We start from the raw sequence: 13,813 nt of genomic DNA, 5'->3' as shown, positions 1-13,813 counted from the left end.
GAATTATCTGCAAATGGGATCCGGAATAAAATCTCCCGGAGTCATCATTGGCGCCATGTTTGTCGCCAACGTTGGCGGCATGACAGCGATGGTGTCGTTTCCGACCCTGGTGTCGATGTTTCAGTCTGCTTGGGAGCTAAACAACGCGCAAGCGGGTTGGGTCAGTGGTGTTTATTTTGCGGGGTACATGATTACCGTACCCGTGCTTACAGGCCTAACTGATCGCCTTGATCCCAAAAAAATTATTATCGCCAGTATGATCGGCGGCATTATTTCAGCAGCGGCCTTCGCCCATTTGGCCACCGGATTTTGGTCAGCAACGCTATGGCGTTTCGTACAAGGGGTGAGCTTCGCCGGCATCTATATGCCACTGATGAAAGCGCTCAGTGATACGTTACCTGAATCCAGCCGGAGCCGAGGAGCTGCCTTTATCAGCGCCAGTTATGCAACGGGGGTGAGCTTTTCATATTTTTCGACCGGGCAGTTGGAGGGCATATTCGGGTGGCAAACAGCCTTCCTTATGTTGGGGCTGGGCCCCCTGCTCGGGGTTGGCCTAACAATTTTGTTTTTGCCATCTAACCCCATGTCACCTCAACGAGAAGGCACCTTCTCTTTAGACTACCGGGCTGTATTCAGTAATAAGCGCGCGCTCGCCTACATGATCGCCTACGGCGTGCATAATGGCGAAGCGTCAATCATGCGGGCATGGGTTGTGGCCTATTTTGTGTTTGCTCAAGCTGGTGCGGGGGCACTTATTGTTAATTGGAGCCCTGCAACTATTGCCACGGTCGTCACCATGGTCGGCGTCCCGCTGATCGTTGTTATGTCTGAACTGGTCCCGAAGGTGGGGCGACGGCGCTTGATTTGCCTCTCCATGACCGCATCCGGCACATTAGGGATTGTTCTGGCGCTCAGCCTTTGGGGGCCTTACTGGCTCACATTTGCCGTCGTCTTTATCTATGCCGCAGCACTTTCGGCTGATTCAGGGATCATCAACGGTGGCATCATTTCTCGATCAGACCCGGCGATCAGGGGGCAAAGCATGGCCATGCACGCCGTGTTCGGTTCTGGGGCCGCGTTCTTGTTGCCGGTACTGTTTGGATTTGTCCTAGATATCGCGGGCGGCGAACAGAGCAGAGCCGCCTGGACATGGGCATTCGGCGCGACGGCGGTATTTATCGCCATCGGCCCAATTGCCTTAATTACTTTAGATCGTGAAGATAAAGGCTGAGGCGGACCCTTCCCCAACTTCCTGCAAGCTGAAGAAGGTTGTGATTCTGATTCTTTGACGACAAACCCCGCACGTGAACAAACGCTGTAGATTTATTCAAATGAGCCAAATTTTTAAATCCCCAGGTGTCATAATTGCCGCTATGTTCATCGCCAACGTCGGCGGTATGACGGGCATGGTGTCATTTCCAACGCTCGTGCTAATGTTTCAGTCCGCCTGGGACCTCAATAATACCGAAGCCGGTTGGGTCAGCGGGGTTTACTTCGCTGGCTATGTGATTGCTGTCCCCATATTGACCGGCCTCACCGACCGCATGGATCCAAAAAAGATTATCATCGCCAGTATGATCCTGGGTGTCTTCGCATCGGTGGCGTTCGCCTTGTGGGCCCAGGGAATTTGGACAGCGTCAATTTGGCGGTTCTTGCAGGGGGCAAGCTTTGCCGGAACATATATGCCTACGCTTAAGGCTCTCAGTGATACGCTGCCAGAATCAAAGCAAAACCGGGGAACTGCAATTCTCACCTCCAGCTATGCCATGGGGGCAAGTTTTTCATTTTTTGTTACCGGGCAATTAGGCGCCGTATTACCTTGGCAAACGGCGTTCCTGTTATTAGCTCTTGGACCAATGCTTGGATTGTTCCTGACCTTCCTATTTTTGCCCCCAAGCCCGGCACCACGGCAATCCGACATCCCCTCCAAACTGGACTTTGTATCCGTGTTTCGTAACAAGCGCGCATTCGCGTACATGGTTTCATATGGCGTGCACAACGGCGAATCATCGATTATGCGGGCCTGGATCGTCGCTTATTTAGTGTTCGCACAGGCAAACCTCGCCGTCGAAGAAATGTTTCTTGATTGGAGTCCTGCTGTGATTGCTACGGTTGCCAACTTGCTAGGTGCCTTAGCAACCGTGATGATGGCCGAAATGGTATCAAAGGTTGGACGGCGGCAGATAATCTCTCTCATCATGATGACATCCGCCGTGTTGGGTGTTGGCCTAGGTGTCAGTCTTTGGGGCCCGTATGGCATCTCATTGGTGTTAGTATTTGTTTATGGTGCTGCCATTTCGGCGGATGCTGCAGCTATCAACGGCGGCGTTATTGCCCGAGCAGACCCGGCCATCCGCGGACAAACCATGGCCATGCATGCGCTATTCGCCGCAGCGGCGGCATTTGTGTCACCGGTCGTTTTTGGTTTTATCCTGGACTTAGCAGGCGGCGAACAAAGCAAAGAGGCCTGGACATGGGCCTTCGGCGCCACGGCAGCCTTTATTGCCATCGGCCCAATCGGGTTGTTTATCTTGGATCGCCCAACAAAAAAGCCCTAGCTGCCCAAAATCAACCACCCAGGAACAGCCGCCCGACATCAGGATTTTCCAGAAGCTCGTCGCCAGAGCCGACAATTGCTGTCTCACCAGACACCAGAACATAGCCGATGTCGGCGAATTCCAGGCCCTTCTTGGCGTTCTGCTCGACCATAATAATGGTCTTGCCCTCGTTGTTTTGTAGGTCGTCTAAAATTTCGAAGACCATATCGATAAACCGAGGCTCCAAACCAATGGACGGCTCATCGACCAATAACACGTCAGGGCTCATCACCAAGGCGCGAGAAATTTCAAGCAAGCGTCGCTCGCCACCCGAAAGTACTTTTGCCACATGCTTCCGGCGATCCGCCAGACGGGAATACTTGGAAAATACTTTTTCCGCCGCTTCCTTGGCCTTATCCGGGGTCTCCATCAAGAAGCCCCCCATCCACAAGTTCTCTTCCACCGTCATGTCTGGAAAGATCGACTTGTCCTGCAGGATGTACGCAATACCAGCATCGCTGAGCTTTTCGTTCGATGACAAGGCCGTCACGTCGCGCTTGCTGTCACCTTGCCCAGAACTAATTGTACCGGCAAAAATATTAGTGAACCCATAGATCGAATGCAGAATAGTCGATTTTCCGGCGCCATTAGGTCCGATCAAGCAGAGCGACTGCCCCTTGCCAACTTGCAGATTGAAATCGTGAAGGATCTCCATCTTGCCGTAGCCAGCTCTAAGGTGCTCAATAGTGACGAAGGGGTCGTTATTTGCCAGCTTGGCAATTGTTTCCACATCAATAACTTCGGCAAATTCCTGAGCCTGTCGGTTAACATCTTCAACGGAAATCACCGTATCCACGTCACCGGTATGGTACCCGAACGATTTTTTCTCTTCGCCGTTCTCTTGCGCTGTATCGTCGGCCATTAGTGCGCCCCCAAATATGCGTCGATCACGTCTTGGTTGTTTTGAATTTCATCTGGCGTTCCTTGTGCCAGCAACTCACCATGCGCCAAGCAATAGATATCCTCTGCCATGTTCATAATCACGCGCATGTTGTGCTCAATAATAAATAGCGTAATGCCAAAGTCCGTTGCGGCCCGGCCCAATCGATCGATCAATCCGTTAATCAGGGTTGGGTTGATGCCAGCCGTCGGCTCGTCCAATAACAGAACTTCCGGCTCATTCATCAGTGCCATGGCAAATTCCAGCAGCTTCTGCTGACCAAAGGATAAATCGCCAGAGATCAGTTTCCGCTTCTGATATAGGCCAACAAACTCCAACAAGTGTTCTGCCTTTTCCCGTACTTCCGGCGGGTGCTTGGTGAACATTTCCTTGAAAGTTGTTTCCCGGTGAGAAATTGAAATCATCATGTTATGGACGCAATCCATAGCACTATAAATTCGCGTCTGCTGGAACGTCCTGAGCATGCCGAGCCGGGCAATTTGCGGCACCCGTAATTCAGAGATTTCCTGGTCCTTGAACTTAATAGACCCACCATCAATCGGGTGATATCCGACGATGGAGTTAAACAACGTGGTCTTGCCGGAACCATTGGGGCCGATCAAGCCGGTAATCGTTCCCTCTTTCACAGAGAGGCTGATGTCATTGTTCGCGACAACCCCGCCATAAGATTTGGATACGCCTGTAACTTCAATCAGTGTTCTGCTCATGACGCGGCCTCCTTCTCTTCCACGCTCATTCGCTCATCCACCGTAATACCAAACCTCTCAGGCCACTTGTCTTGCATCCACCCTACGAGTCCTTGTTGGAAGAAGACAACTAAGATTACGATGAAGGCACCTAAGGCAACCCACTGTAAGCCTAGCAAATACGTCCAGGTCAGTTCCTTCACCACATGGAAGGTAACGGCACCAAGGATGGGTCCCCAAAGAGTCCCCTTGCCGCCCAACAGCACCATCACCACCATGAAGATACCAAAGGTAACGGTTGGGAACGCGACTTCCAGGGGCTCGATAAAGCCCGTCATATTGCCAAAAATACCGCCAGCGATTGCAAGCGGAACGGCAGACGACGCCCAAGCCAACATTTTGTGAAGCTTGGTTTGAATACCCATCGCTTCGGCCTTCGACTCATCATCGCGTATTGCGTTGATCGCCAAACCGAAGCGCGTTGAATACAACCACTTCAAAAATGTGAAGGTAATAACCGCCAATATGAACATCAAAATAGCGAAGAAATAAGATCGGGTATCCGGCTCACCGGGATACGGCGGAAGTGAAATTCCGCCGCCACCGCCGATGCAGTCCCAGGCACCAATAACTTCGCCTGCGGCCAACGCAACACCTAAGGTTCCGATTGCAAAGTAAGGCCCCCGCAATCCGAACATGGCCCAGCCAAAGATTATAGCAAACACAATTGAAAAAGCTCCCGCAGCGAGAAGCCCGACGGCAAGTCCCGAAAAATATTGATAGGGCGTGAAATCGACTTTCACCGCGCCTGAATGGGCCGTGTACGTACAAATATCGTAGTAAAGAGAAATCTGTATGACCGAGCAAATATACATACCCGCGCCGAAGAAAAAGATGTTCCCCAGCGAGTTATAACCCATTTGTCCACCCAACGTATCCCACGTCTGGGCAAAGACCACCATCATCCAAAGGACGGCAATCTGGAACGTATAGTTAGGAAATAGAAGTGGTCCTGCAACGCCGAAAACAAGAACCGACAGGCAGAGAAGTGTCTCTTTTTTACTAAAAGTCATTGGACAACCTGTCGTGTACGATTCATTTCAATTTGACGCCAGATCAAGACCGCGATGAGAAGCCCAACCACCGTCGCCTGTTGCAGTTCGGCCCCGAATATAAACCCGGAGAACTGTTCGGCAGCGCCCAAACCAAGTCCCATTGCGATCACGCCAGGCAAATTACCCAATCCCGCCGCCGTAACAATTACGAAGGCCCGTATGGAATGGGTAATGCCGTAAAACGGCTGAATAACCCAGATCATCGCGATCAAAACCCCCGCCGCGCCGCAAATTGCGGAGTTCAAAGCAAAGGTAAATGCGTAAACTTTTTCAGTATCAATGCCCATGACCTTCGCGGCCCGAGGATCCTGTGCCGTTGCTCGGATCGCTTGTCCCATACGAGAATTCCGCATGAACAAAACAATTGCCCCGGCCAAACATCCCGCCAACAGGAATGCCACTAATTTAATGTTAGAGACTGTGACGTTGTCGTCAAAATAGCTGCCGACTTCCATTCCCGATTCAGCAACTTGAACATCCGGACCCCAAATCAAGTTCATGACCTGCGCCAAGAACAAAGCAAGCCCAAAAGTCGCCAGGAGCGACGTGAACATGTCGCGGTGAATAACGCGGCTAATGATCAAATGATAGGTAATCCATCCGAAACCGAACATCAGAACAATTGCAATCGGCAGAGAAAATATAGGATGGAGTCCAGACTGCGCACACGTGACGGCGATATATCCACCTATCATCACAAAATCGCCCTGCGCTAGATTTTTGACGTTCATCACACCCCAAACCAAGGCAAGACCATACGCCGCAAGTGCAAATATGGATCCAACAAGCATTCCGTCCATTAACAATTGAATGTTAAGAAACGGCGCCTGAACAAGAAGGGAAAGGTTATCAAGCATTGTAAATTCCTGTCTTAGCAGGGATTAAAAAAATTGTCCGCCCCCACCTAGCGGCAAGGGCGGCCAATTTCAAGGTATTTTCAAATCAAAACTCGATCTGAACTCAGATTACTTCCGAGGGTGCATAACTTTGTGTGATGCCCACTTAGACGGCGCAACAACATTAAGCTTCCCATTTTGGATCTGACGAAGAACCATCGGCTTCGCAACATTATTACCAACCTTCGAGAACCTGATGCCCCCATAGAAGGTTTTCATGTCGGTTTTCGTCAAAGCGACACGGATTTTCTCCCGATCAAAGGAGTTAGCCCGCTCAAACGCGTCCTTCCAAACCAACACAGCAGCAGACGCCTGTGCTGCTTGATAAGGAACGTTCTTGTAACCTTTGAAGCTCTTCTTATAGAGCGCGTCATACTTGGCAGCCGTACCAAAAGCCTTACCGGAATAGCTCAATGTTTCCGCCCATTGGGTCGGGCACAGGAAGCCGTTGGTTGAGGCACCAAACTTCGAGATGACTTTGGCAGATTCACAGTGCGTCATCGCAATCATCGGAACTTTAATCTTGAGTTCCTTGATTTGACGAGCTGCAGTTGCCGCACCCTTAGAGTGGCCAGAGACCAAAAGAAGGTCAGGCTTCAAGGCACGAACCTTGGTCAATGTCGCAGTCATATCAGACAGATCGCGTGGCAGTTTGTCGTCGATGACGATTTTCAAGCCATGCTTTTTGATGTCATCAACAACACCGGCACGAACGTCAAGCGAGAACGGATCGTTCTCAAATGCCATGGCGACTTTGACGCTGCCAGGCTTTTTGCCGTTCTTTTTAGCAATTTCAGCCGCCAACGCGATTGAGCTAGCGAGATACTGTTCAGACGTGGACAACACAGCGAATAGATACTTATAGCCTTGCGTGAACAGCGACCGAGAGGCGCCTTCAGCTTCAACCATAGGAATCTTATATTTCTCACTGACCGGCGCGATGGCCTTGGTCAGACCAGAACTATAGGGCCCAAGCATAAATTGAATTTCGTCCTGCTTGATCAAACGCTCAGCAAGCTGCGCGCCACGAGCAGGCGTGGATTCATCGTCATAATATTTGATCTTAAGCTTGTACGACTTACCGCCAACCTTAACGCCGCCAGTCTTATTAATAACCTGGACAGCCAAGTTGTAACCGTTCATCGCGTGGATGCCATTGGTCGAATATTTTCCCGTAGCAGAAATGGCGGAACCAAGAGTGATTGTGTCGCCTTCTACCTTAGCTTCGGCCGAACCACCTACCATCATCGCTGTCGCAGCGACACCGGCAAACAGAGCGCCCGTGAATTTCGAATAGTTAGACATGATTTATTTCTCCCTGAGATAAAAAACTCGGCACCAGCCCGACCATCGTTTTCGATAGGCAGTTGCTCGTACTGATCATGGATACTAGCCCAGTCTTGGTGTTCTGCAATACGATTTTTTCGTTGTTGGTAATAATAATTCTCAAATGATCTATTTATCCGAGCCAAATTCCCAACGATAAAAGGCCTATTCCAGAGATAATACTCAGCAAAACATTCTTACGGGACAGGTAAAATACCGCCACAGCCAAGGCCGCTGATAACACCCGCAGCCCCAGGGACGTTTCTTCTAAAGGACCAATGGGAAGCACGATCATGCGGGCTACCAAGCCTGCCAACAAGCCATAGGCCACGCAGCCAAACCAGTTGAATAGCGGCCCATTTGGCTGAATTCGCCCAGAAATAAACACTCCCATACCGCGCGGGAGATAGGTCGCCAATGCCCCAACTAATAAAATGTAGAGCAACAAAATGCTATTATCCATTGCGCGCCCTCACCAATTGATCGATGAAATACGCGGCGGTACCCGCCACCAGCCCTGTAATTAACAGTCCCCAATCAGGTGACACGAGATGTAAAGCTGGACCCAACACACCACCAATTCCCAACGCATACGCCCAAGCCCTGTTGGCAAGATTCCCGGCAAACATAACTAAAAAATATATCGGGTTAATGAAAACAAGCCCCAATGTTACAGATTTGGGGACAAGGTCAGGCACCATATACCCCACAGCAGTTCCGACAATTGAGCCACTCCATACTAAGCTCGAGAAACCTACAAAGAATGAAAGTCGCTGGTTTTCGGGTAAATCCGGACACCTTTTCATACACAGAAGCCAAGCTGTCACAGCAATCCAGAACGCCGCGCCGTAGTACTTCCACGATGCCGTTCCCTGGCCCCTTATATAGGGAATAAAGACGGCGACCATGGGCAACAGTCGTGCGTTGGTCAGAAATACTGCGAGAAATATAACCAACATCGACGCGCCGACCGTCGATAATTCAACCAAGGCGATCTGTCCGGGCAAAGCCCAGGCACTAAATGTGGAGAGCAGTCCGAACCATATTGGCAGTTCCATTTCCCTGATCAGAACACCGAAGCCGACATAACTGATAAACAACACGAATGCGGGTATGCCCAATCCCTCCCATGCGCCGCCCCAAAAGGCGCGCTGGGGAGATCCAAAATCTAGAATAGGATCAGATGACGTTGCCATACCCTAACTTTATCCGAACGTTCCGATAAAACGGCAACGAAAATTTGCAGGCGTCAGCTATGCGTTTACAACAGAGCCAATCATGGCTGACCCGCTGCCAGAATGAATGCCACCCCGGCAACACCCAGCGCCAACAATGCGATAAACGTTGTGAACAGCCAGCGGCGGGTTTGTTTCCGACGAAAGGATTTTTGATCCTGTTCAGCGGCTTCAGCTTTATTCTTCAGCCAAACGGCAGCCGCATTGGTCTGCGAGGGTGTCCCATTCGTTCCCAATCGACCAAGGTCGAATTCCGCCCGCACGGACGGCACGCCCGCTTCATCGAAGGAGTCGAATAGCTGATCCAGTCGCTCTTCCGGAGTTTCCGCCACTGTGCCCCTTACCCCCCTATCGCCGTTCGTACCTTCACGTTAGCTCACCATAATGTCATTCGCCGGTGTAGGTAAAAAAATGTACCTTTGATGTCACGTCATTGTCGACAAGGAACATACTGATGAACTTCGTCTTTCGTGCCCTGCTCACCGTAACCGTCCTGAGTTTGCCTGTAAACGCCGCGCACAGTGCTGATTTTTCGGGAACTGCTACGGTGATTGACGGAGATACCTTTGTCGTCGCTGGCAAGCGCGTCCACCTTTATGGCATAGACGCGTTCGAAGAGGGACAGACCTGCCAGTGGCGCAACAAAACCGTCAATTGCGGACATTTATCGGCAACCGGCTTGATGGACTTAACAGCGGGTGCCCACGTTAAGTGCACCCCTGTATCTGAAAACAAAGACGGCAGCATTGTCGCTAAGTGCTCCACGGGAGATATCGATCTTAGTCTCAATATGGTCCATACCGGATGGGCCTTCGTCGACCGCAAAGTCACCAAGAACTATATCGCAGTCGAAGCAAAATCCCGCGCCAAAGGCCGCGCCATGTGGTCAGGGTCGTTCGAGAAACCTTGGGTCTGGCGGGCTAAACACGCGCACGCGGCAAATTAGTGAATTTCGCCTGAATCCTTAATTGCTTCAGCTAGCTTATCGAAGTTAAAGCCATCGGCTTGCGCGGCCCCGATCAAAACCGCTTCCCGCCGGGAGATTAAGTCCACAGCTGCTGGGATTTTCCGCGCAACATCGTCGGACGGAATCACCACAGCACCGTGTATGTCTGCGTGAATGAGATCCCCCGGACGAACAGTCATTCCCGCAACCGTCACTTCCAATCCATAATCAACGACATAAACAAACGCGTGTGACGGCCCGATTTCGCCCGCCAGCATTTGAAATCCCGGCGCACTATCGGGAATATCGCGCACACTGCCATTGGTGACAACGCCAAGGCATCCAAGCCCTTTATGGATGTTCGTCTGAACCTCACCCCAATGGGCACCGTAACCCGGCTCATCATCGATATCCTCGATTACGCAAATCCCAGGCTCTGACCCGCCTTCCATGTGCTTGTAGTAATCAAGCCGTATTTGAGCGGAGGCCTCGGGTTTTAGAGGAGAAACTTCCTTGGCTCGGATCGTCGCAGTCCGGGCATACCCAACCATCGGCGGTAAATCAGGATGCGCCACTACGAGCGGGCTCGTGGTATAACCGAACCCGCGCCGTTCAGGCGTCACAAGTTCAAGCGCATTACAAATCGTCGGCGTATCAAATGCCTGCAACGCCGCCAATTCGGCAGCGGATAAATGGTCTTCAGTCATGATAAGTGGGCCTTTCTACATCTTCAGGCGTTTTTTCGCCTTTTTGTGTCCCCGCGACGCGGCTTTCTTGAACCAAGATAACGCGAGAGCCGGGTCTTTGGAAACACCGTTTCCTTTGTCGTAGAGAGTGCCCAGAAGATACTGCGCGTTACGATGGCCTTTGTTTGCAGCTTTTTGGAGCCAGTTGGCAGCATTCTTGTAGTCTTGCTTAATCCCCCTGCCCTTGAGGTACATGAACCCGAGTGCCGCCATGCCAGTTCTTGACCCGCGATTGGCGGCCTTGCGGTACCATTTTTCCGCCTTTTTAAAATCCTTGGAAACGACGCGCCCGCGCCAGTAGATTTTCGCCAGTGCCAACTGAGCCTTCGCGTTCGGACCATTGCCGAGTTTGCGTAGTATGCTCAGGCCCTCGTCGAGCTTCTTCGGTCCGCCCTGTCCGCGCGTATAGAGCTTTGCTAAACCAATTTTGGCGAACTTATCGCCTTTGTCTGCGCCTTTTTCGAAGAGTGACCGGGCGCGTTTAAAATTCTTTTTTACACCCTGTCCACGGCGATATAGCTCGCCCAATTCATAGTACGCAAACCTGACATCTTTCTCTATGGCCTCTTGGTAAAGTTCTGCGGCCCGTGCCGGGTCCTTTTTTACGCCCCGCCCGTATCGGTGTAGCCGTGCCAGATTTGCCGTGCCGAGCGGATTGCCCCCGTTCCTGGCGGAAATGAATAATTCAGCAGCTTTTGTGTAATCCTTATTTAACCCGCCTTTCCCCCATCGAAAGAAAGTCCCCAAATTATTTTTGGCATCCGCATTTCCTTGGTTGGCAGCCTGTCGGTACCAATGCGCAGCCTGAACCAAATCCGGCTCACCCGCATAACCATGCTCTAAAAATATACCATAAGTGTATTGCGCCCAGTCAGCACCGCCCTTCGCCACCAGTGCTACCCATTTCGCCGCCTTTTTGTAATCCTTGGGTACACCCTGGCCATAGGTATAGGCCCTCGCAACTTGGGTTTGAGCCTCCTTGTGTCCTAATTCCGCGGCCCGTTCGTACCAGCGAACCGCTTTCGTATCATTTTGCTCAAACCCGATGCCGACGGTAAAATTCTTGGCAACTTGATATATTCTCTCAACGTCTTTACCGGCAAAGATGCCTGCTAGCTTACTTTCCCTCTCCGAATTCCGATATTTGAGAGCAGCCTTTGTCGTCGTCCCTCGGATATCACCCAAGTACTTATCGAAATTGGCTAATAACCGGGGTACATCTGGGTTGGTTTCGTCCCATAGTTTATAGGCGCTCGGATACTTTTTTGCTTGATGGCGCCTGAACTCCGAGCATTCGCGATCTTCCAACTGGGTTCGAAACTGCCCCATTTCCTTGGAAAATTTATCCAAACCAAAATCCTGCAGGGAGCGTTCTTGGTAGAGCCATGCTTCGCATTCGATATCCAATTCCCGCATTGTGTCGATCCGTCCACGCTGGTGCTGAATACCGTGACCAACCAGTTCATGGACAATGACCGACGCGAGGAAATCCAATTCCCAAAGAATTCCGATCCGCGTAACCCCGACAATAAAATCTTTCGTAGAACCCGACCCTTTGGTATCGCCATCCCGTAAATACGACGGTAGGAAAATTGCCAGCAACATGCTCGCCGACGCCTGATCAGGATCAGGTATATGAGGATCATAGACCATGACCACTCGGCCTTGTTTTTTAAGAAAATCTATTTTGCCGGCGCTGTACGAAGACTTGGTATAAATTAGATCAATTGCCGCTTTAATTTTTTTAAGTGCAGGGCCGGGAGGTGTAACGTCTTCGTCATACTTGACGCCTGGTTTAGGGGGTGATGTGTACAGCTCAATTCCCGCATATTTACCTTTAAACTTTACGGCCTCAGCCACACCCACATTGCCGATTGCAACACTAATAAAAAGCAATCCCGCGAAAATGCGCCGCATGCCCAGGAATTTACCGAACATATATTTCCCTCCTGCGATCAAAGCCTGCAAACACCAAGCACTATCAACTAAAGCTATTACTTGAATACCAATACATGAACAAATTAACGCTAGTCATGTCAAGATGCATTACTGATATGGCAAATATTTGGGTGGGAACCGCCTAGTTCCTTAGCTGCTTAAGCCGCTCCCTGGCAAGTTTATTGCCGTTCCTTGCCGCTAGAGCATACCACTTTTCCGCTTCCCTTAGGTCCTTCGTAACGCCGCGCCCCAATTCATACAGCGTCCCCAGGCTCAATTGAGCCCAGACCCGGCCTGCTTTAGCATCGATTAAGATCACGTCGCGGGCTGATTTTAGGCCGAGCTTTGCAGCTTCGTAGTAAAGCTTTTTAGCGGCGCGCTGATCTTTCTCAACCCCTTCCCCCTTAGCGAACATCTTGGCCAACTCTACTTTGGCTTCACCGTGGCCCTGGCGAGCTGCACGTTTTAGCCATTTGGCGGCCACTGTATCGTTACGGGGTTCGCCTATCCCTTGGCGGTAGCGCATGCCAATGCTGAATTGAGCTGCGGGCGGGCCTTCCGCATACAATTTTGCCAAACGTGCCGCCTTGACATCCTTTCTATATTTCAGAGCCCGCCCAGTCTCTCCCGTCACCCGCAGGTGCGTCAGATAGCGCTCGAAAGAAATCAGCAAGCGATCTACATCGGGATTAAGATTGTCCCAGACCTTGAATTCCGCAGGTTCATTCTTTCTCTGGTAGGTTCGAAAGCCGACGCAGTTCACCCGTTCCAACTGAACCCGAAACGTCACCATGTCCTTTTTCAGCTTATCGAGCTTAAGATCCTGATGTGCGCGTTCTTGATACATCCAGGCTTCGCATTCCAAGTCCATGGGCCGCATGGTCTTAAGTCGGTCGCGCAAATGCTGAATGCCGTGGCCGACCAACTCATGCACAAGAACAGCTGCTAATTCCCGAACAGGCCATTGAATGCCGAGCCGGCTAACGATAATCAGGAAATCCTTTTTAGGCGGCCCCTTGGCACCAGGTTTACGAAAGTACGATGGTTTAAAAACAGCCAACAGCAACTGCGCTGCTGTTTTCTTTCGATCAGGAAAGCGCGGATTATAAACGACGAGCACCCTCCCTGCCTTCTTCAGAAGTTCAATTTTTTGCCGACTGAACTCTGACATATTGTAAATAAGGTCGAGCGCCGTGCGGATTTTCTTTAGTGCCGGTGCCTCGGCCATAACGTTGACGTCAAAATCAGAGATATCGCCAGGGTCCACGGTCAAAAGCACCATTCCGTGGTGGATTCCTTTTTGCTTGGCAATTTCCTGATTGGGACCTTGGGCGAAAGCAGGCCAAACCGAGGTCAGCACCAAAAGGGAAACCAAAATCAGACTCGTACGTTGTCTCCGGCGCATATTCACGGGGGCCCTTTGAAAT

Annotated in this window: 14 protein-coding genes; 3 read left to right on the top strand and 11 right to left on the bottom strand. The window is 51.0% G+C overall.

Going from position 1 to position 13,813, the window contains the following annotated elements:
- Positions 1 to 13 precede the first annotated feature (13 nt).
- Complete coding sequence (locus HOM51_06045) at positions 14 to 1,231, top strand: MFS transporter (protein MBT5034066.1); 1,218 nt, start codon at positions 14 to 16, stop codon at positions 1,229 to 1,231.
- 100 nt (positions 1,232 to 1,331) lie between these two features.
- Entirely contained in the window at positions 1,332 to 2,558 is a 1,227-nt protein-coding gene (locus tag HOM51_06040; GenBank protein ID MBT5034065.1) for an MFS transporter, read from the top strand.
- 10 nt (positions 2,559 to 2,568) lie between these two features.
- On the opposite strand, the gene HOM51_06035 is transcribed toward HOM51_06040, so the two are convergent.
- From HOM51_06035 to HOM51_06000, 8 genes are all read right to left on the bottom strand, one after another.
- Positions 2,569 to 3,459 carry an ABC transporter ATP-binding protein gene (locus HOM51_06035; protein MBT5034064.1) on the bottom strand — a complete coding sequence of 297 codons (891 nt, stop codon included), beginning with the start codon at positions 3,457 to 3,459 and terminating at the stop codon, positions 2,569 to 2,571.
- Positions 3,459 to 4,205: an ABC transporter ATP-binding protein gene (locus HOM51_06030; protein MBT5034063.1), complete on the bottom strand. Its 747-nt coding sequence runs from the start codon at positions 4,203 to 4,205 to the stop codon at positions 3,459 to 3,461. Before HOM51_06030 ends, HOM51_06035 begins: the two co-directional genes overlap by 1 nt.
- Positions 4,202 to 5,257, bottom strand: a complete 1,056-nt coding sequence (locus HOM51_06025; protein ID MBT5034062.1) for a branched-chain amino acid ABC transporter permease — start codon at positions 5,255 to 5,257, stop codon at positions 4,202 to 4,204. The genes HOM51_06030 and HOM51_06025 overlap by 4 nt, the downstream gene beginning before the upstream one ends.
- Positions 5,254 to 6,156, bottom strand: coding sequence for a branched-chain amino acid ABC transporter permease (locus tag HOM51_06020; protein MBT5034061.1), 903 nt, complete (start codon positions 6,154 to 6,156; stop codon positions 5,254 to 5,256). Before HOM51_06020 ends, HOM51_06025 begins: the two co-directional genes overlap by 4 nt.
- Positions 6,157 to 6,264: 108 nt before the next feature.
- Positions 6,265 to 7,500: an amino acid ABC transporter substrate-binding protein gene (locus HOM51_06015; protein MBT5034060.1), complete on the bottom strand. Its 1,236-nt coding sequence runs from the start codon at positions 7,498 to 7,500 to the stop codon at positions 6,265 to 6,267.
- A 154-nt stretch (positions 7,501 to 7,654) separates the two neighbouring features.
- Entirely contained in the window at positions 7,655 to 7,984 is a 330-nt protein-coding gene (locus HOM51_06010) for an AzlD domain-containing protein (protein ID MBT5034059.1), read from the bottom strand.
- Positions 7,977 to 8,717: an AzlC family ABC transporter permease gene (locus HOM51_06005; protein MBT5034058.1), complete on the bottom strand. Its 741-nt coding sequence runs from the start codon at positions 8,715 to 8,717 to the stop codon at positions 7,977 to 7,979. Before HOM51_06005 ends, HOM51_06010 begins: the two co-directional genes overlap by 8 nt.
- Before the next feature lie 80 nt (positions 8,718 to 8,797).
- Positions 8,798 to 9,088, bottom strand: a complete 291-nt coding sequence (locus tag HOM51_06000; GenBank protein MBT5034057.1) for a hypothetical protein — start codon at positions 9,086 to 9,088, stop codon at positions 8,798 to 8,800.
- 122 nt (positions 9,089 to 9,210) lie between these two features.
- On the opposite strand from HOM51_06000, the gene HOM51_05995 reads away from it, so the two are divergent.
- Positions 9,211 to 9,702: a hypothetical protein gene (locus HOM51_05995; GenBank protein MBT5034056.1), complete on the top strand. Its 492-nt coding sequence runs from the start codon at positions 9,211 to 9,213 to the stop codon at positions 9,700 to 9,702.
- Here HOM51_05995 and HOM51_05990 read toward each other — a convergent pair.
- The 3 genes from HOM51_05990 to HOM51_05980 all read right to left on the bottom strand — a co-directional run bounded on the left by HOM51_05990 (position 9,699) and on the right by HOM51_05980 (position 13,791).
- Entirely contained in the window at positions 9,699 to 10,409 is a 711-nt protein-coding gene (locus HOM51_05990; protein ID MBT5034055.1) for an RraA family protein, read from the bottom strand. The genes HOM51_05995 and HOM51_05990 overlap by 4 nt on opposite strands.
- A gap of 15 nt (positions 10,410 to 10,424) precedes the next feature.
- Positions 10,425 to 12,386: a hypothetical protein gene (locus HOM51_05985; protein ID MBT5034054.1), complete on the bottom strand. Its 1,962-nt coding sequence runs from the start codon at positions 12,384 to 12,386 to the stop codon at positions 10,425 to 10,427.
- Positions 12,387 to 12,528: 142 nt separating this feature from the next.
- Positions 12,529 to 13,791, bottom strand: coding sequence for a sel1 repeat family protein (locus HOM51_05980; protein MBT5034053.1), 1,263 nt, complete (start codon positions 13,789 to 13,791; stop codon positions 12,529 to 12,531).
- Positions 13,792 to 13,813: the final 22 nt, after the last annotated feature.

This window comes from Rhodospirillaceae bacterium (assembly GCA_018660465.1).
Lineage (GTDB): Bacteria > Pseudomonadota > Alphaproteobacteria > Rhodospirillales > JABJKH01 > JABJKH01.
Note: the sequence above shows the minus strand (reverse complement) of the source record. Positions and strands in the feature narration are given on the sequence as shown.